Here is a 16,744-nt window from a genome sequence, read left to right on the forward strand (position 1 = left end):
GGGGCGAGTTCGGTGGAGAGCTCGGGGAACTGCAGGAGGAGCATGCCGATCCAGAGGGCGGCGTTGTCGGTGGGGTGGGTGGTGGGGGACGGGGGTGACGGCGGGGGCGAGGTGGCGAGATTGCGGGGGGTGGGGGTCGGGTGGTCGTCCCGCGTCGGACGGGCGTCCCGAGCCGGACGGGCGTCCCGAGCCGAACGGGCGTCCCGAGCCGAACGGCCGTCGGGAGTCGGGCTTTGGACGGAGGCCGGCAGGTCGTCGGCAGCCTGGCGATCGTCGGACATCCGCCGCCGGCCAAGCGACGGTCTCCCGCCGGGCGTCGGTCGGCGGTCAGGCATAGGGCACTGATCAGGCAACGGAGCCTCCGCGAAGCCCGCCCTGCACGGCCGGCAGGAAGTGCGCCGGAAGCTCCACCGGGCGGCCGCGGCGCCACAGGCGGCCACCGCAGACGCCGTCGAACCAGTTGTCGGCCGGGGCGACGATCTCCTCGCAGTTGCTCCGCACCGGGCAGCCGGCGCAGGCCCGCAGCGCGGGGGCGGCCTCCTTGACCTTCTTCGAGAAGACGACCCCGGGCGGGAGCCCGGCGCAGGCGGCCGCGGTCTGCCAGGCGGCGGAGTCCGCAGGCTCCTCGTCGGGGCGGGCGGCCCCGGACGCTCTCGGTCGGGGCGGTGGGCACGAGCCGGTGACGGACATGGGGCCTCCCAGAGTGACGGGTGTGAAGCGAGCGCCGCCCAGACTTACAGATTGCGCGCGCGCTCGCAACAAATATGCCAACGACCCTTTCGGAAGATCCGGACCACTCGGACGCCACCCACACCGAATCCCCTCCCCTCTCACAGACTTTCCTCATTACTTGCGCGAGAGCACGTAATTCCGCGCGCGCAAGCAAGCTAAACTTGCCGCACTCCATAGGAAGCGAGCCCTCAGATGACCAGCCAGGATCTGGACGCGTTCGCCGCTTGGGTCGAGGACCTGATGCGCGACCGCGGCTACGACATCGACAGCCCACGCGGCGGCGGCAAGTCGCGCATCGCGGACGAGGCGGGGGTCCATCGCGCCGCCGTCACCCGCCTGCTGCAGCGCCAGAGCATGCCGGACCTGGAGACCACGCGCAGACTCGCCCGCGCGCTGGGTGTCCCGGTCCGCGAAATGCTCATCCGCTCCGGCCGGCTGACCGCCGAGGAACTGACCGATCCCCGCGACCACTTGGCCTCCCCCGCCCCCAGCGCGGAGTTCGGCCGTCGCCCCACCCTGGAGGAGGTCGCCGACCTGCTCGGCGTGCCGGCCGACCGACGGGAGATGTTCGTCCGCGTGGTGGAGCAGTTCCTGCCGAACGACGTACCGACCCTGGAGCACGACCACGAGGAGCCCCGCCAGCTGGCGGACGCGGCCACGACCGCCGACTGACCCCTCTTCGACTGCCGGACGCGCCATAGAGGACACCCGTGGGCCGACGGGTGGCCCGCACGGGGGCGGCGCAGCTCCGGCGCTTGTGAACGCCCCTGTGCATCAGTTTTCAGGGGCGCGGGGAACTACGCGACCAGCCCCCACGCACCCGCAGCGACCCCCCAACCTCAAGCCCCTCCCCCCGTGCGCGCACGCTCGCATGTCACAGTTGCTGCAGCGGCGGAGCTGCGCCCACTCACCGCAACCCACCCAACGCTGCCCCGAGGTGACCCGGCATGACCACACCCACTCCCCCGAGCACCTTCCCCGACGTCGAGGCCATGATCGTCGACATCCTGGGGGACGACTCAAGACTCTCCGGCGCGATCGTCGACGTACAGGCACCGTCCGGCTTCGACGGCACCGCCGCCGCCGTGTTCGTCAACCGCCGCGGCGGCGCCTGGGTCGGCGAACTCCACGTCGACCAGCCGCTGATCGAGCTGGAGGTGTACGGCCCGACCAAGCAGGCCGCGCACGTCCTGGCCAACGACGCCCGCCAGGCCGTACTGGCGATGGCCAACACCCGATACGGCACCAGCCTCGTCACGGAGGTGGAGGAACAGGACGGCCCGCGCTGGCTGCCCGACTACCTCTACTCGGCGGCCAACCGCTACGTCGCCGTGATGAAGGTGTACGTGGACGTCTACTGACGGACGCTCCACCGACAGGCGCTCCGCGCCCCACAGACCGAAGGCCCCGCCACCCCCGGCGGGGCCTTCGTCGTACCCGGACCACCACTCGGGCACGACAACCCACCCATATGAACAAGGAGAACCACCACCATGGCAGGAACCAACTCCTCCGAGATCCGCATCGCCGGCGTAGGCCGCCTCTACGTCGCCACCGCCGACACCGACGTACCGACGACCTTCTCCTCCGACACCTCCACCGACTGGGCGAGCTGGAAGAACCTCGGCTTCACCTCGGGTGACGGCGTCACTTTCAGCAAGAAGGACAAGCTGGAGCCGGTCGACGTGTGGCAGGCCGTCAGCCCGGTGCACTTCGTGTACTCGGACCGCGACCTGACCCTGAAGTTCTCGCTGATGCAGTTCAACGAGGACACGCTTCCGTTCTTCATGGGCGGCGGCACGGTCGAGGCCGTCACCGGCTCGACGGGCGTCTACAAGTACGACATCGCCGACCGGCCGTTCGCCGACGTGCGCGCCCTCGGCCTGGAGTTCACGGACGTCAAGGCGAGCGACGGCACCGCCGTCACCTACCGCTTCGGCATCCCGCGCGGCCAGGTCACGGCGGCGGACGACATCAAGCTGGCCCGCAAGTCCGCGGCCCAGCTCGGCATCACCTACACGGCGATGGCCGCCGCCGACGGCTCGGCGCTGGCCAGCTTCGTGATGAAGGACAGCGCGTACGCCGCGTCCTGACCCACCGGGGTGGGACAGGCGCCCCCGTCTGTCCCACCCCGGGCCCCGACCACCCAGCCCCTTTAGAGAACCCCAAGGAGCATCCATCACCATGACCCGTTTCGACGTCAACGCAGCCCGCGCCCAGCGCCTGGAAGCCCTCGGCCGTACCTGGTCGTTCGAGCTCGACGAGGAGAGCTACACCCTGCCCACGGAGCTGACCCGCGCCACCGCGAAGGCGCTGCGCAAGCTCGACGACAACGACGTGGACGGGCTGCTCCAACTGCTCCTGGGCGAGAAGCAGTTCGCCCGCTTCGAACAGCACGAGATCACCATGCAGGACATCGCCGCCATCCTGGAGGCCTACGGCAAGGAGACCGGGCTCGGCCTGGGGGAAGGCTGAGCCTCGTCGGGTTCGTCGACGAACACGCCGAGGCCCTCGAAGCTGACCTGCTCCGCTATTACGGCATCGATCTGCTCGACTGGCACCGCGAGACGCTGTCCGCACGGCGGCTCGCGTTGCTCGTCAAGCACCTGCCGCGCGACAGCGCCCTGAACCGGGAGCTGCACGGCGAGGCCGCGGAGTGGTCGGTGTCCGACCATCTCCTCGCCGCCGCCGTGGACCATCTGGCGGCCGCGAACTGGATGTTCGCCTGCGTCAACTCGGAGGAGGGCGACCAGCCGGAGCCGCCGACGCCGGTGCCGCGTCCGTCGTACGACGACGAAGGCGAGGCACCGCCGACCACCGAGCCGAGCCCGAGCCCGAGCCCGGACCCGGGCTCGACTCCAAATGACGAGGCCCCCTCCGCCGTACAGCTGGCCCGGTTCTTCGGCTGAGCGTGCTTGTACAGCGGGGTCGGTTCGGCCCTGTCGAGCTGAGCGTGCTTGTTACGGCGGACTCAGTGCGGCCTCGTCGGCTCGGCCTGCTCGTCCCGGCGCCGGCCGGGGGCCCGGCCCTCCAGCTCGTCCGCGAGGGTCCGGGCCCGGTCCGAGAGACGGGTCCGCTCCTCCCCTCCCTGGGCGCCGGGCGGATCGGCGGTCTGTTCCTGAGGCGACCAGTCCGCCGAGTCCGTCCTACGCCCCTTGTCCCGGCCACCGCCCGCGTCGCCCGGTCGGCGCAGCGGAGGCACGCTGGGGCGCCCGTTGCGCCGTACGACAGAACGCCGTTCGGGCGGCGCGGCACGCTTCTCCCGCACTTCGCGAGCGGACAGCAGGGGTTCGGCCCCAGGCCCGGCCTCCGCGCCCTCCGGCACCTCGCCCCGGCCGTCCGCCACGCTCCGCTCCCGCTCCCCGCGCTCTTCTACTCGCGTCAACTCGGAGGGTGGACGCAGGAGTTGGACATAAGGCAGCGGAATGACCTCGCCACCATGCTCCCGCTCCCCCTCGGTCCGACGGGCCCGGCGCGGCCGACGCCCGGCACGGGCATCCTCCTGCCCCTGCAGATAAGCAGCGGTGATCCGCTGCTCGTACGCCTCCCGGACGGCCGGGAGCTGCTCGTCGACCACATCGGCCCAGCCGGCGCTGTAGGCGGCGGTCTCACGCCGGTCGAGCTCGGCGCGCGGGAGAATCACCAGATCTTCAGGCTCGTGACCGAGGCGCAGGACCAACTCGGAGAGACGGGCGATGAGATGTGGCAGATCGGAGGCCTGTTCGAGCCAGTCGATCACATGCCTTTGCCGCGCGTTGCTCGCGTCCCCGTCCACCCCGTAGGCCTTGCTCTCGTCCCTGCCCCACCGCGCGCCCCCCGCGCGAGGACGGCTGTCGGTCGCCGCCCACCGTCGTATGACAGGCCCTCAGCTGCCTTGTCAGGCCTCACCGTTCACTTTCGATTCACCGACGGGAGAACGGCCGGATCCTACTCCACGAATCTGACACAACTTCCACCGCACTCCGGTATCTCCGCAGGTCCGGACCTTGATCAGACGGACCGTCACGCAGCGTCTTCGGCAAACACGGAGCGACACCGCCGAGCTACTCGTACACTAGTTCGAACAGACGCTTCGAACGCCCTCGGGAGCGCCACCTGTACCACCAGCCCAGCGGACAGACCGGAAAGCAGGCCGACATGGCGACTGGCACGAGCAACCAGCAGCAGCCGATCGACTCCTACACCCGCCTCGCCCACCTCCTGCACGCCCCCGCGCCCAATCGCGAGGCCCTGCTCGACCAGGTGTACGAAGAGCTGCTCGCTCGCGAGTCCCGCGCCTACGCGGCGGGGTGGACGGACGCGCTGTCGGAGACTCGGCGGGCCCGCAGGGGCAGCCGGCCGTAGCCGCCGAACCGCCCCCGCCACCTCTCGCGCCGCGAGGTCACGGCATCCCAGCCGGTCGACCCCGCGGCCGATGCGTCACATCACGGCACCGACGAGACAGAGCAGCGCCCCGACGCCGACCAGCGCGAGGCCGGCGCCCCCAAGGAGGAGTACGACAGGCCGCTCCTTGTCGAAGTCGAGCTCCTCGCGAGTCCCCGTCTTCGCTCGCTGCGGCTTCCTCCTGTCGTAAACGACCGGCACGACCGTGCCCTCGGGGCCGGGCAGCCCCTGCATGTACTCGTGGAATTGGGCGCGCGGCTCGCCCTCCGGCAGGCAGACGTCGAAATAGACCCGTTGCGATCGCGGGTTCGCGTATTCATGTCCGCCCACCCCTCCCACTCCCATTTTGAAGTCGGCGGATCTTAACAGCCGGTGACAACCGGGAGCCCCCGTCGGCACCAGGCCATCCTGAGCTGAAGGATCAGACCGCATAGTCCCAGGAATGTAAAAAGGAATCCTAGAACGTCGATCAAACCGCCGCGCTCAGCCGGCTGATTCACCAGAAGACGAGCGCGAGTACTGCGCCCGCGGCAATACACGTCAGTCCAGGAACCCAGAAGAACATCACCAGGGACCGCTCTTCGGACAGATCGATGTCCGCCAGCGTTCCGGTCTTGGCGCGGCTCGGCTTCCTCGGGTCATACACCACCGGCACGACGCTACCCACCGGCCCCCGCGGCTCCACCCCCACCTCGATGAACCGAGGCACTCGACGCCTGCTCGGGTCCTCGGGGAGCCGGATCTGGTAGTAGACGCGGTGTCCCTCGCGGATCCATTCCTGACGCTCGGAGAACGCTTCCCCTTCGACGCCGTGGCGTTGCAGATTCCGCCGCTTCAGGAACTTGAGAAGCCCTGTGAGGTCAAGGAAGCAGATCAGGGCGCCCAGGCCCATCAGGACAAATCCCACACCCGCAGTATTACTCATTCCCGCCCCTCCGCATGGAAAATGCGCGCGCAGATTATCAGCAGCACCACCCACAGTCAACCCTCACTTCCACTCTGGAGAAACAATGTCCGAGGCCAAGGAAGATGAAATCCTGAAACAGGTCGGGGAAGTCCAGAAGGACGTCACGACCGTGAAAAACCTCATTTCATCACCGAACGAACCCGCCACCAAAAAGCAACTTGATGACAAGACGACGAAAATCCTGGACGAAATCAAGAAGGGTCCGGAAACCAACAAGAACCTCTTCGAATCACTCTTCGAAGCGCTCGGCCTGAAGGATCTCTTCAGCGCGATCAAGGACGGCGAAAACTGGAGCAGTAAGCTGATGCTTGCCTTCGGCGCCCTTGCTGCCTTGGTGCTCGGGAAACTGCTCGACTTCGGAAAGATTTTCAACGCGGGGCTCGAAAAGGCCACACGGGCTTTCCTGAACCGGAACATACCTGCCGACCAAGCACAGAGAACGGGGCGGGTCCTCGCCGTCGGCGAATCCGGCCTTCCGCAGCACATGACCCGCGCCGACATGGACGGCCTCAACTCCGTCTCCATCAATCCGCGCGGCCTCACCACAGAACTGCTCAACGACCTCAAGACCGCACTCGACGGACTCACCCCGAAAATCCGTGAGTTCAATTCAGCGACCGCGGACATGAAGTCCGCCAGCACGATCAACAAGATCGCCAAGGCTATCGGGGCTCTGAAGAACAAGCTGACCCCGAACCCCACGGAAACCATCAGCGGAGTCAGCACAGCCATCGGGAATCTCGACACAACGCTCGGCTCCTTCAGCAACGACAAGCTCCCCAAGGCCCAGACGCTGAAGGACATCGCCAAAGCCGCCGAGAATGTCCAGCGGAACGCCTCAGGCCTCAAGAAGCTGTTCGAGGAACTGGCCGCCGCGTCCACCGCGACCGCCAACTCCATCACCGGTTAGTGATCCCGCTCTCTCCGAAGGAGGTGTGCAATGAGTCTCGTCAGTTCCCTGAAAAAGGCATCCGGTTCCCTGCAGGACTTCAAGTCCAAGGCGTCCGGTGCCGCGACCGCGGCCAAGGGGATAGGCGGCGCCGGTCAGAAGAGCGCCGGTCAGCTGAAGGCCCTCAAGACGGCCGCCGACGGTTCCGGTAAGGAGCTCAAAGACCTCAAGTCCGCGTCCGACCAGGCCGAGAAGTCCATCAGCAAGGCCGGCAAGACCGGTTCCACCGCCGGCAAGAACCTCGGCAAGTACGAGTCCGGGGCGAGCAAGGCGGCCAAGGGCCAGGACAAGATGAACAAGTCGATGAAGGGCAACTTCTTCGGCATGCTGATGGACCTGCTCATGCCGCTCATCGAGAAGGTCGTCGAGATGGCGACCAGGTCGAAGACCATGCAGAAGGTCCTCAAGACGGCCTTCGGCGCCATCAAGTCCGTGATCAGCAGCGTCATGAAGGCCATCGGGCCGATCATGAAGAACGCCGGCAAGCTCATCAAGTCGGTCTGGAACGGCATCAAGACGGCGATCTCGAAGGTCGTCAAGGCCGTCGCCACCGTCATCAAGACCTACGTCAACATCTGGAAGAAGGTCATCAGCACCGCGCTGAAGGCCATCAAGACGGTCGTCTCCGGTGTCTGGAAGGGCATCAAGGCCGTCATCTCGCCGGTCGTCAACTGGGTCAAGTCCGCGATCCCGAACGCCTTCCGGGCCGTCAAGGACAAGCTGTCCAGTATCTGGGGCGGTCTGAAGGGCATCGCGAGCCGCGCCTTCGACGGCATCAAGAGCGCGGTCAAGGGCCCGATCAACGCGGTCATCGGCATCATCAACCGCGCGATCGGCGCCCTCAACGGCATCAAGGTGTCCATCCCGGGCTGGGTCCCCGGCGTCGGCGGCAAGACCTTCGGCGTCAGCCTGCCGAAGATCCCCATGCTGGCGACCGGCGGTGTGGTCATGCCCCGCTCGGGCGGTGTCCCGGCGATCCTCGCCGAAGCCGGTGAGGCGGAGGCCGTGCTGCCGCTGAGCAAGCTGGACCGGTTGCTGAGGCGGGCCGCCGCGCAGGGTTCGGCGTACGCCGGCGCCTCCGGGGCGGGCAGCGGCGCGCTGCACATCGAGCACTACTACGCGGCCGAGACCGGCAGCCCGCAGCGGACCGCCGACGCCCTGATGTTCCTGGCGAAGGCGCGCGGATGAGTGGCGCCGTCGCCGTAGGCGGTGGCGGCACGTTCCGTAATCCGTTCAAGGGGACCGCCCCCGTCCTGCGTTCCCTCCAGGGCAAGGTGGAGCAGACCCACTCCGCCGTGCGTTCCCTCACCGGCCGGATCAAGGGCGCCGCCTCCGCCGTCGACCGCATCCACCCCGCCACCGACCCCGCCGCCACCGCCCTGCGCCAGGTCAAGGCGAACGCCGACACGGCCGCCCGTTCCGTCACCAGGACCGGCCAGACGGCCACCACCGCCGCGTCCGGGATCAAAGCAGCCGGCGGCAAGGGCTCCACGAGAACCCTGGGCAAGCTCACGTCCGCCCTCGGCGGTGTGTTCGCCCTCGTCGCCGGGTTCATCGACATCGCCGGCATCGTCGGCGACCTGATGGGCGCCTTCGGCCTCGCCATGACCATCGGCTCAGGCGTGATGCTGGTCATCAACGCCCTGACCCGCGCCAACCCCATCGGCTTCGTCACCGGCCTCCTGCTCCCGGTCGCCGGCTGGCTGCTCGATCTCGCGATGAACTCCGAGACCGGTCAGCGGCTGATGGAGCAGCTCGCCACCCTCGTACTGAAGTACGTCGAGGGCTATCTGACCGTCATGACCCCGCTGCTCAAGGCCGTCGCGAGCGCGGTGAACACCTATGTCACCGGCTACCTCGGCCTCTTCACCACCGCCCTCACCGCGATCGGCGCGGTCATCGGCACCGGCTTCGCCGTCCTGAAGGCGCTGACCACCGGAGACACCCGGGCGCTCAGCGGCAAGGTGTCCTCGGTCTGGCGGGGGTTCAAGGACGCGGTCAAGCCGGCCCTGGAGTGGATCACCAAGGACATCCCCAGGATGTTCACCCGGATCAAGGAGGCGACCTCCAACACCCTCGGCGCGATAGGGAAGTTCGTCACCACCGGCGCCCAGACCGTCGCGGGCGTCGTCAAAGGTCCCATCACCGGCCTGATCGCCTTCGCCAACTGGGTCATCGACGGACTCAACAGCCTCAGCGTCAACATCCTCGGCAAGAAGTTCGGCGTCGACCTGGACAAGATCCCGATGCTTGCCGAAGGCGGCGTCGCCGTCCCCGGCGCCACCGCCCGGTCCGGCAAGGTGCTGCCCCTCGCCGACCTGGAGCGCCGGCGAGCCCCGGCCGTCCGGAACCGGACCGCGGCAAAGGCCCAACACCGCCACCGCGTCAGGGAGTTCCACGAGAACGCGCGCGCCGGCGCCCACGGCACCGCGGAGGACCTGCTCTTCCTGGCCGCGGCCCACGCACGCACATGAGAGTGAGGTGACGGCCCAGATGGCCGAGATCACGACAACCGCATACACCGAAGACGTTCCCCCCGGCTCACTCATCACCCGCGACGGGCAGATGCAGTGGGCCGGACTGCTGCTCGGCCCCGGCACGCCGTACGAGATCGGGAGGGACGGGCTCAGCGGCTGGGAGGACCTGCCGGAGTACGACAGCACGGACGCCGACCACCCCACCGCGCACGGCGCCTGGCCGGGCGCCCGCTACGCCAAGCCCCGCAAGATCGGCGGCACGGTGTGGACCGTACCGGCGGCCGACGACACCGCCTCCTCCCTCGCCGCGATACGCGCCCTGCGCCAGGGCCTGCTGCTCGGCGACGCGGAGCGCTGGCTCGCCGTACGGCTGCACGGCGAGACGCTGGCCGTCCGGGCCAGGGTCGGCCAGCGCGTGCTGGCGGCCGACCGGACGTACACCACCCAGGGCGTCTCCAAGGCATCCGTGCAGTGGTACGCCACCGATCCGCGCCGCTACGCCGTCGACGAGCAGGCCGCCGTCACCGGCGCCCCGCAGCCGGAGAGCGGCCTCACCTGGCCGCTGACCTGGCCGCTGTACTGGGGCCAGACGGCCTCCACCGGTGACGTCGGCGCCGACAACAACGGCTCGGCGCCGACCCACCCGGTGCTCACCTTCACCGGCCCCTGCACCAACCCCACGGTCACGGACCGGACTTCGGGCCGCCGACTGCGCTACGAGATCGGGCTCGCGGCGGGCGACGAGCTGGTCGTGGACACCGCGGCCGGAACCGTCACCCTCAACGGCACCGCCTCCCGCCGCCACACCGCGGCCGCCGACAGCAGCCCCGAGGAACTCTTCGCCTTCGAACCGGGCCGTGCCGAACTGGCGTTCCGTCCCGACACCTACGACACCGGCGCGCAGCTCGCGGTCCGGTGGCGCTCGGCGGAGTGGTGACCGCATGACCGTGACAGCGGCCTGGCTCTCCCCCCACCGGCCGGACCCGACAGGACACCGGCTCACGCGGCGCGCGGATCCACCGGAACGGCTCCGGTGTCCCGCGCGCCACCTGGCTGGTCGGCACCGGCCCGGGCGCGACCACCGTCGGCGGCGGCGCGCTGTTCAAGGGCGCGGCCGGCGACAAGCTCGCGCTCCACGGGTTCCAGAACTCGGGCTCCACGATCACCACCCTCGGCGGCTCCGGCTACGCCACCGCCCTCACCGCCGAACGGCTCCCTTCCTGATCCGCACGACACCACAGGAGACCAGCAGATGAACCTGCGCAGCTCATGGGTGGCCGAGACCGGCCAGACCCGCGAGGACACCCGGCTGACCCAGATCGGCGCGACCACCCCGACCAATCCCCTCGAAGTCCGCTCCGGCATCCTGCCCGGCTCCTACGGCGGCCTCTACCGGATGTCCGGCTTCTGGATGGAGGGCACCTCGGGGACCATGAAGGCCAGCGTCCACGAGGGCCGGGCCGTCGTCGCGGCCGCCGCCGGCCAGGGCGCCTATCCGGTCACCCTGGACGAGCCGGCCGCCCTCACCTTCGCCGACGGCGACGCGACCAACCCCCGTATCGACCTCGTCGTACTGAAGATCTACGACTCGCTCTACGACAACTCCGGCCGGACCGAGGCCGTCCTGGAGATCGTCCAGGGCACCCCGGCCGCCGCCCCGGCCGTGCCCGCCGCCCCGGCCATCGGTCTGCCGATCTACCAGGTCAGGGTCGGCGCCGGGATCAGCGCCGGCAAGGGTGGCATCAACTGGAGCACCGACGTCACCGACCTGCGGACGCCCACGGTCGCGATCGGCGGCATCCTGCCGGTGTACGGCGAGACGGGCAACGGCGCCTACCCGGGCCAGTACCGCGACTCGGGCAGCACGCTGCAGCGCTGGGACGGCTCGGCATGGGTGTCGTACCCGAGCGCGCTGGGCGGGATCGCCCCGGCAGGTGCGGTCACCACGGCGACCTACACCGGGCAGTACCGGGACTCCTCCGCCGGGGTGCTGCAGCGCTGGAACGGCACGACCTGGGTGTCGTACCAGCCGGTGCCGACCTGGACCGACTACACGCCGGTCTGGGGCGCCGAGAACGGCACCATCGCGCCCGCGATCGGCGACGGGACGCTCGCCGGGTCGTACGTGAAGATCGGCACGGTCGTGCACGTCCGGATCTATCTGAAGATCGGCTCGACGACCAATCTCTCCGCCCAGGACGCCAACGCCAACTGGACGTTCTCGCTGCCGGCCGCCCCGGTCTCCACCCCCGCCTGGAAGCTGGACGGGCGGGTGCTGAACGCGGAGGCGTTCGACTCCTCGGAGTCGCTGTTCCACCAGGGCGCCGGCCTGCTGTCGACGAACAACGGCGGCGTCGTCCGCTCGCTGCGCGACACCCTCGCGACCAGCACCGGCATCTGGGACAAGTCCCTGCCGTTCACCTGGGGCTCCGGCGACGTCCTGTCCATCCACGGCACCTACGAGTCCGCGTCCTGACGCCGGAGGGTTCTTCATGACCGTACACAGCGCCTGGCTGCCCCCCAGCGGCCAGACCCGACAGGCCACCCGCCTCACCGCCCTCGGCGCCACCACCCCGACCGGCCCGCTCCGGTCCCGCTCCGGCATCCTGCCGGGCAACGACGACCCCCGGTACCGGGTGGGCGGCTTCTGGGTGACCGGCATCACGGGCGGGATGTCCGTGATCGTCACCCCCGGCCGGGCCGTGATCCAGGGCACGGTCACCCAGGGCGCCTATCCGGTCGCCCTGGACGAGGACATCACGGTCACGTTCGCCGACGGCGACGCCCAGTACAACCGCATCGACCTCGTCGTCCTGCGCGTCCACGACGACACCTACGACGGCTCCGGCCGCAGCGAGGCCGCCGTCGAGATCCTGCGGGGCACCCCGGCCGCCACCCCGGACGCCCCCGAACTCCCGGACCTGGCACTGGCGTTGGCCCAGGTCACCGTCCGGGCCGGAATCAGCGCGGGGAGCGGCGGCATCGACTGGGCCGGTGACAAGACCGACGTGCGCACCACACTGGTCTCGGTCGGCGGCATCCTCCCGGTCTACAACAACGGGGCGGTGGCCGGAAGTTATCCCGGCCAGTACCAGGACAACGACAACCTGGGCCACCTCCAGCGCTGGAACGGAACCGCGTGGGTCGCGTACCCCAAGGCACTCGGCGGCATCGCCCCGGCCGGCGTGGTCAGCACCGGAAGTTACACCGGCCAGTACCGCGACTCCTCCCTCGGCGTCCTGCAGCGCTGGAACGGCTCGGCATGGCAGTCGGCGATCACGCCGGCGCCGTTCGCCTCGTCCCTCGACGCCGGCTACACCACCTCGACCACCTACACGGCCGCCCTCACGGACTCCGCCGTCACCGCCCTCACCCTCGCCTTCACCGCCCCCACCACCGGCGCCGTGCTCCTCCACTTCGGCACCCGCGCGCTGACCCAGAGCAGCACCACCGCCACCGCGTACATGGCCCCGCAGGTCACCCAGGGCACCACCGTCGTGTGGACCGCGAACGACGAGGCCTCCGTCTCCCACGGCGGCACCGTCTACTCGTCGGTCTCGACGGTGTGGCGGCTGGGCGGGCTCACCCCCGGCGCGAGCTACACGGCGACCGCCATGCACCGCTCCAACGACGCCGCGGTGACCTGCTGGTTCGACAACGTCTTCCTGCGCGCCGATCCGGCCAACTGACCCAGCCAACTACCCCGCTCCAGATAGGGAGTTCACCATGCCCGTACGCTCCGGCTGGCTGTCCCCCGACGGCCAGTCCCGTGAGGACACCCGGCTCGTCTCGCTCGGCGCCCTCACCCCGACCTCGGCCGTCGCCACCCGCTCCGGGATCCTGCCGGGCTCCCCCGACGGCCAGTGGCGGATCTCCGGCTTCACCCTGACCGGTACGGCGAACACCATGACCGCGAGCGTCAGCCCCGGCCGCGCGGTCCTCCAGGGCACCGACAGTCAGGGCGCCTACCCGGTCGCCCTGACCCAGTACCTGCCCCTGACCTTCGCCGACGGCGATGCCTTGTACGACCGGATCGACCTGGTCGTGCTGCGGGTGTACGACGACGCGTACGACGGCCTGGACCGTACCGAGGCCGTCGTCGAGATCATCCCGGGCACCCCGGCCGCCACCCCGGTCGTCAAGCCCGTACCCGCCCTCGCGATCCCGCTGTACCAGGTCACCGTGGCGAAGGGCACGAGCGCGGGCGGCGGCGGTCTCGCCTGGTCCTCCGTCCTCGCCGACCGCCGGACCGCGACGGTCGCCGTCGGCGGCATCCTGCCGGTCACGTCCGACACCACCATCGGCTCCTACCCCGGCCAGTACCGCGACCTGAACGGCCAGTTGCAGCGCTGGACCGGCAGCGCCTGGGCCGACTACCCGGTGCTGCCGACCTGGCAGAGCTGGACACCGGCCTGGACGACCGGCACCGGAAGCGCCACACCGTCGTTCGGCAACGCCACCGTCAACTGCCGGTACCTCAAGTCCGGTACGACCGTGCACCTCAACTTCGTGATCCAGTTCGGCACCACCACCGACTTCGGCACCAGCCCCAGCACCGCGGACAACTGGCGCTTCTCGCTGCCGGTGACCGCGGCCACCGCCCAGCCCGTCATCGGGTTCGCCGAGCTGTCCGCCACCAACGCCGCCCGCCTCATGGGCCGGATCTACCTCGCCAACACCAGCACCTTCGAACTGAACATCGGCACGGGCCGGGTCGACGCCGCCACGATCGCCGCCGCCAACCAGGGCACCGTGGACTCCCTGTCGCCCTGGACCTGGGTCGCCCCGTACGCCGTCCGCGGCACCGCCACCTACGAGGCCGCCTCATGAGCACGATCAACACGCCCTACCGGGCGATCTTCTGCGACCTGCTCACCGACAACACCATCGACATCCTGCCGCTGCGCGACGTCACCGTCGACGACTACATCGGCAAGGCCGGCTCGCTCTCCGGCACCATCCCCGTCCCGAACGCGGAGATGGCCGCCCGGGTCCGCCGTATCGAGGAGGGCCGCACCTCGGTCTACCTCCAGCGCGGCAACGACCTGTGGTGGGGCGGCATCATCTGGACCAGCACCCTGCAGAGCGACGACCAGGGCGTCCTCACGCTCGGCATCCAGGCGGCGACCTTCGAGTCGTACGCGGGACGGCGGCTGATCCGGGCGACGACCGCCGCGTACGACGCGGACTACCAGCTGGCCTTCGCCGGCGTCGACCAGCTCGTCATCGCCCGGGGCCTGTGGCACGACCTGCAGACCTCGCTGGACGGCGGGAACATCCTCGTCACCTACGGGACCGAGACCTCCGGCGTGACCCGCACGGTCAGCTACCGGGACGGCGACGAGACCTCCTACCTGGAGGCCCTGGACGCGCTGGCCGCGCTGGAGGACGGCTTCGAGTACCACGTCACCGTCTACACCGACCCGGTCTCGGGGGCCCGGGTGCGCCGGCTGGTGCTGGGCCACCGGAAGATCGAGACCGGCAGCACCGACCTGGTGCTGGACCGGCCGGGCACGATCCTGTCGTACTCCTTCCCGCGCGACGCCACCCGCGGCGGCACCACCGCCCGGGCCCGGGGCGCCTCCACCAACGCCGACCAGGCCAGCGAGTCCCGGCCGCTGGCCTCCACGGTCGCGGTCGCCGACCAGCTGATCGGGACCGGGGAGGGACACGCCGGATTCCCGCGCATCGACCTGTCCTCGGACCACAACGAGATCACCGCCCAGAACACCCTGGACGCCACCGCCCGTACCGAACTGGCCGCGGCCACCGGCGCGGTGGTGATCCCCGAGATCAGCGTCCGGCTCGACGATCTGGTGCCGACCGCGCTGCTCGGCCGGACCGCGCGCATCCGGATCGCCGACGAGTGGTTCACCGAGGGCCTCGACGCCCGCTACCGGATCATCGGCGTCAAGGTCAGCCCGGCCCAGCGCGGCCGCCCCGACACCGCCGAGCTCTACCTGGAGGAGGCCGACTGATGCCCCAGTTGCCCGAAGACATCATCGACCGGCTGACCCAGATGGAACGCCGGATCCAGCAGCTCTCCACCGCCGTCAACACCCGGCCCGCCCTCAACACGGTCTCGGGCGGCGCCCTGTCGGTCGGTCCGTCCGGCGGGCCGGTCATCTTCCGGGTCGGCAACTGGAACGGCAGCGAGTACCAGATGGAGCTCCGGCGCCAGAGCGGCAACCGGGCCCTGAGCATGTACAACGGCGACGGCACCGCCACCTCGCAGCAACCGCTGCGCATCTACGACGCCGACGAGCGCGAGATCATCTCGGACGACATCGGCAACGGCGGCCTGGCCCGGCCCTGGCTGACCATGCTGCCGCCGCAGGACTCGACGTACACCCGCTGGCCGCAGACCACGGCGACCACCATGACGACGGTCGCGATGTCCTACAACGTGGCCTGGCAGCCGAAGATGCGGCTCCTGATGAACACCCGCGTCACCTCCGGCTACACCGGCACCGTCCAGGTGCTCGTCAACGGCGCCCAGTGGGGCAGCACCGTCGCCGCCGGCTCGGACTTCAACTACGAGGGCCTGATCGGCTCCGACTTCGCCTCGCTCTTCGGCACCCTGCTCAAGGTCGAGATCCAGGCCCAGGCCGCGAGCGGAGGCACCGTCTACGTCAACCCCGTGCTGATGCACGGCCGCCAGACCTGACTCCGGGAACTCCGGAAACTCCGGGAAAGGACACACCGCCATGGACATCGACACCACCCAGCCCTGGGGCCTCGCCATCGACTTCGCCGGCCGCGCCACCATCACCGAGGCCGGCCACACCGTCTACGTCAACGTCTCCGACACCAGCCTGAGCAGCATCATCGCGCCCGACTCGATCACCGGCACCTACTCACCGGTCAACATCACCGCCCAGTTCACCGAGTCCGGCACCCACGGCTCCGTCCTGCGCGGCTCCGGCCGGGTCACCGTCATGCCGGCCGGCACGGATCCGGTGGTCCCCGACCAGACCGCGATCCAGCGGGCGGTGGCCGCCGCACTCGTCAACTTCGAGGAGAACACGGCGGCTTACCGGGCCCTGTGCGCGCAGTGGCCGAGCGGCGGGGGCGACTCGGACGGGGGATCGGACGACGGGTCGGGCGACGACTCGGGCGACGGGTCCGGGGACACATCGAGCGACAGCGGCTCGGATACGGCGGCCACGACCGACTCGGACACGACGGCCACGACCACCGACTCCTAGCCCCTTCCCCCCGCCCCGCCCCACCCCA

At 69.7% G+C, this 16,744-nt stretch carries 20 protein-coding genes and 1 pseudogene; 16 read left to right on the plus strand and 5 right to left on the minus strand.

Going from position 1 to position 16,744, the window contains the following annotated elements; genetic code table 11:
• Both IG08_RS0146380 and IG08_RS0146385 read right to left on the minus strand, forming a co-directional pair.
• Positions 1-281, minus strand: a pseudogene (locus IG08_RS0146380) (hypothetical protein); the annotation flags it as partial.
• Between the two features lie 64 nt (positions 282-345).
• Positions 346-690, minus strand: a complete 345-nt coding sequence (locus IG08_RS0146385; RefSeq protein WP_078656018.1) for a WhiB family transcriptional regulator — start codon at positions 688-690, stop codon at positions 346-348.
• Between the two features lie 234 nt (positions 691-924).
• Between IG08_RS0146385 and IG08_RS0146390 the strand changes: the two genes are divergently transcribed.
• The 5 genes from IG08_RS0146390 to IG08_RS0146410 all read left to right on the plus strand — a co-directional run bounded on the left by IG08_RS0146390 (position 925) and on the right by IG08_RS0146410 (position 3,641).
• Positions 925-1,404, plus strand: coding sequence for a helix-turn-helix domain-containing protein (locus tag IG08_RS0146390; RefSeq protein ID WP_030618538.1), 480 nt, complete (start codon positions 925-927; stop codon positions 1,402-1,404).
• A gap of 275 nt (positions 1,405-1,679) precedes the next feature.
• Positions 1,680-2,093, plus strand: a complete 414-nt coding sequence (locus tag IG08_RS0146395; RefSeq protein WP_030618541.1) for a hypothetical protein — start codon at positions 1,680-1,682, stop codon at positions 2,091-2,093.
• 132 nt (positions 2,094-2,225) lie between these two features.
• Complete coding sequence (locus IG08_RS0146400) at positions 2,226-2,825, plus strand: phage tail tube protein (protein WP_030618544.1); 600 nt, start codon at positions 2,226-2,228, stop codon at positions 2,823-2,825.
• Between the two features lie 91 nt (positions 2,826-2,916).
• Positions 2,917-3,207: a hypothetical protein gene (locus tag IG08_RS0146405; protein WP_030618547.1), complete on the plus strand. Its 291-nt coding sequence runs from the start codon at positions 2,917-2,919 to the stop codon at positions 3,205-3,207.
• A 65-nt stretch (positions 3,208-3,272) separates the two neighbouring features.
• The gene (locus tag IG08_RS0146410) at positions 3,273-3,641 is read left to right on the plus strand and encodes a hypothetical protein (protein WP_030618551.1); all 369 of its coding nucleotides are present in this window, start codon (positions 3,273-3,275) and stop codon (positions 3,639-3,641) included.
• Positions 3,642-3,703: 62 nt separating this feature from the next.
• Here IG08_RS0146410 and IG08_RS0146415 read toward each other — a convergent pair whose 3' ends face one another.
• Positions 3,704-4,507 carry a hypothetical protein gene (locus IG08_RS0146415; RefSeq protein ID WP_030618554.1) on the minus strand — a complete coding sequence of 268 codons (804 nt, stop codon included), beginning with the start codon at positions 4,505-4,507 and terminating at the stop codon, positions 3,704-3,706.
• A gap of 362 nt (positions 4,508-4,869) precedes the next feature.
• Here IG08_RS0146415 and IG08_RS0146420 point away from each other — a divergent pair, with 362 nt between their 5' ends.
• Positions 4,870-5,076, plus strand: a complete 207-nt coding sequence (locus IG08_RS0146420) for a hypothetical protein (protein WP_030618556.1) — start codon at positions 4,870-4,872, stop codon at positions 5,074-5,076.
• Positions 5,077-5,151: 75 nt separating this feature from the next.
• Here IG08_RS0146420 and IG08_RS0146425 read toward each other — a convergent pair whose 3' ends face one another.
• Positions 5,152-5,445: a hypothetical protein gene (locus IG08_RS0146425; protein WP_030618559.1), complete on the minus strand. Its 294-nt coding sequence runs from the start codon at positions 5,443-5,445 to the stop codon at positions 5,152-5,154.
• 166 nt (positions 5,446-5,611) lie between these two features.
• The gene (locus IG08_RS0146430) at positions 5,612-6,007 is read right to left on the minus strand and encodes a DUF3592 domain-containing protein (protein ID WP_158812371.1); all 396 of its coding nucleotides are present in this window, start codon (positions 6,005-6,007) and stop codon (positions 5,612-5,614) included.
• A 118-nt stretch (positions 6,008-6,125) separates the two neighbouring features.
• On the opposite strand from IG08_RS0146430, the gene IG08_RS0146435 reads away from it, so the two are divergent.
• The 10 genes from IG08_RS0146435 (at position 6,126) to IG08_RS0146480 (ending at position 16,716) form a co-directional block, all read left to right on the plus strand.
• Positions 6,126-6,992, plus strand: a complete 867-nt coding sequence (locus IG08_RS0146435) for a hypothetical protein (RefSeq protein ID WP_030618566.1) — start codon at positions 6,126-6,128, stop codon at positions 6,990-6,992.
• Positions 6,993-7,022: 30 nt separating this feature from the next.
• The gene (locus tag IG08_RS0146440; RefSeq protein ID WP_030618569.1) at positions 7,023-8,219 is read left to right on the plus strand and encodes a phage tail protein; all 1,197 of its coding nucleotides are present in this window, start codon (positions 7,023-7,025) and stop codon (positions 8,217-8,219) included.
• Positions 8,216-9,505: a phage tail family protein gene (locus IG08_RS0146445; protein ID WP_030618572.1), complete on the plus strand. Its 1,290-nt coding sequence runs from the start codon at positions 8,216-8,218 to the stop codon at positions 9,503-9,505. The genes IG08_RS0146440 and IG08_RS0146445 overlap by 4 nt, the downstream gene beginning before the upstream one ends.
• A gap of 19 nt (positions 9,506-9,524) precedes the next feature.
• Entirely contained in the window at positions 9,525-10,445 is a 921-nt protein-coding gene (locus tag IG08_RS0146450) for a phage distal tail protein (RefSeq protein WP_030618575.1), read from the plus strand.
• 315 nt (positions 10,446-10,760) lie between these two features.
• Positions 10,761-11,984, plus strand: coding sequence for a hypothetical protein (locus tag IG08_RS0146455; RefSeq protein ID WP_030618578.1), 1,224 nt, complete (start codon positions 10,761-10,763; stop codon positions 11,982-11,984).
• A 16-nt stretch (positions 11,985-12,000) separates the two neighbouring features.
• Positions 12,001-13,197, plus strand: a complete 1,197-nt coding sequence (locus IG08_RS0146460) for a hypothetical protein (RefSeq protein ID WP_030618580.1) — start codon at positions 12,001-12,003, stop codon at positions 13,195-13,197.
• A 37-nt stretch (positions 13,198-13,234) separates the two neighbouring features.
• A complete protein-coding gene (locus IG08_RS0146465) occupies positions 13,235-14,338 on the plus strand; it encodes a hypothetical protein (protein WP_052425192.1) in 1,104 nt (367 codons plus the stop codon).
• Complete coding sequence (locus IG08_RS0146470; RefSeq protein ID WP_030618588.1) at positions 14,335-15,486, plus strand: hypothetical protein; 1,152 nt, start codon at positions 14,335-14,337, stop codon at positions 15,484-15,486. The genes IG08_RS0146465 and IG08_RS0146470 overlap by 4 nt, the downstream gene beginning before the upstream one ends.
• Positions 15,486-16,175: a hypothetical protein gene (locus IG08_RS0146475; protein ID WP_030618590.1), complete on the plus strand. Its 690-nt coding sequence runs from the start codon at positions 15,486-15,488 to the stop codon at positions 16,173-16,175. The genes IG08_RS0146470 and IG08_RS0146475 overlap by 1 nt, the downstream gene beginning before the upstream one ends.
• Before the next feature lie 40 nt (positions 16,176-16,215).
• Positions 16,216-16,716: a carbonic anhydrase family protein gene (locus tag IG08_RS0146480; protein ID WP_063757842.1), complete on the plus strand. Its 501-nt coding sequence runs from the start codon at positions 16,216-16,218 to the stop codon at positions 16,714-16,716.
• Positions 16,717-16,744 lie beyond the last annotated feature (28 nt).

It is taken from the genome of Streptomyces fulvoviolaceus (assembly GCF_000718165.1).
Taxonomy (GTDB): Bacteria; Actinomycetota; Actinomycetes; order Streptomycetales; family Streptomycetaceae; genus Streptomyces; species Streptomyces fulvoviolaceus.

Bases quoted from the DNA above. Each gene is read 5' to 3' on its own strand.
- IG08_RS0146460 (WP_030618580.1), top strand. From the start codon at position 12,001: ATGACCGTACACAGCGCCTGGCTGCCCCCCAGCGGCCAGACCCGACAG.
- IG08_RS0146435 (WP_030618566.1), top strand. From the start codon at position 6,126: ATGTCCGAGGCCAAGGAAGATGAAATCCTGAAACAGGTCGGGGAAGTC.
- IG08_RS0146400 (WP_030618544.1), top strand. From the start codon at position 2,226: ATGGCAGGAACCAACTCCTCCGAGATCCGCATCGCCGGCGTAGGCCGC.
- IG08_RS0146445 (WP_030618572.1), top strand. From the start codon at position 8,216: ATGAGTGGCGCCGTCGCCGTAGGCGGTGGCGGCACGTTCCGTAATCCG.
- IG08_RS0146450 (WP_030618575.1), top strand. From the start codon at position 9,525: ATGGCCGAGATCACGACAACCGCATACACCGAAGACGTTCCCCCCGGC.
- IG08_RS0146385 (WP_078656018.1), bottom strand. From the start codon at position 690: ATGTCCGTCACCGGCTCGTGCCCACCGCCCCGACCGAGAGCGTCCGGG.
- IG08_RS0146420 (WP_030618556.1), top strand. From the start codon at position 4,870: ATGGCGACTGGCACGAGCAACCAGCAGCAGCCGATCGACTCCTACACC.
- IG08_RS0146465 (WP_052425192.1), top strand. From the start codon at position 13,235: ATGCCCGTACGCTCCGGCTGGCTGTCCCCCGACGGCCAGTCCCGTGAG.
- IG08_RS0146475 (WP_030618590.1), top strand. From the start codon at position 15,486: ATGCCCCAGTTGCCCGAAGACATCATCGACCGGCTGACCCAGATGGAA.
- IG08_RS0146395 (WP_030618541.1), top strand. From the start codon at position 1,680: ATGACCACACCCACTCCCCCGAGCACCTTCCCCGACGTCGAGGCCATG.
- IG08_RS0146455 (WP_030618578.1), top strand. From the start codon at position 10,761: ATGAACCTGCGCAGCTCATGGGTGGCCGAGACCGGCCAGACCCGCGAG.
- IG08_RS0146390 (WP_030618538.1), top strand. From the start codon at position 925: ATGACCAGCCAGGATCTGGACGCGTTCGCCGCTTGGGTCGAGGACCTG.
- IG08_RS0146405 (WP_030618547.1), top strand. From the start codon at position 2,917: ATGACCCGTTTCGACGTCAACGCAGCCCGCGCCCAGCGCCTGGAAGCC.
- IG08_RS0146480 (WP_063757842.1), top strand. From the start codon at position 16,216: ATGGACATCGACACCACCCAGCCCTGGGGCCTCGCCATCGACTTCGCC.
- IG08_RS0146470 (WP_030618588.1), top strand. From the start codon at position 14,335: ATGAGCACGATCAACACGCCCTACCGGGCGATCTTCTGCGACCTGCTC.
- IG08_RS0146440 (WP_030618569.1), top strand. From the start codon at position 7,023: ATGAGTCTCGTCAGTTCCCTGAAAAAGGCATCCGGTTCCCTGCAGGAC.
- IG08_RS0146430 (WP_158812371.1), bottom strand. From the start codon at position 6,007: ATGGGCCTGGGCGCCCTGATCTGCTTCCTTGACCTCACAGGGCTTCTC.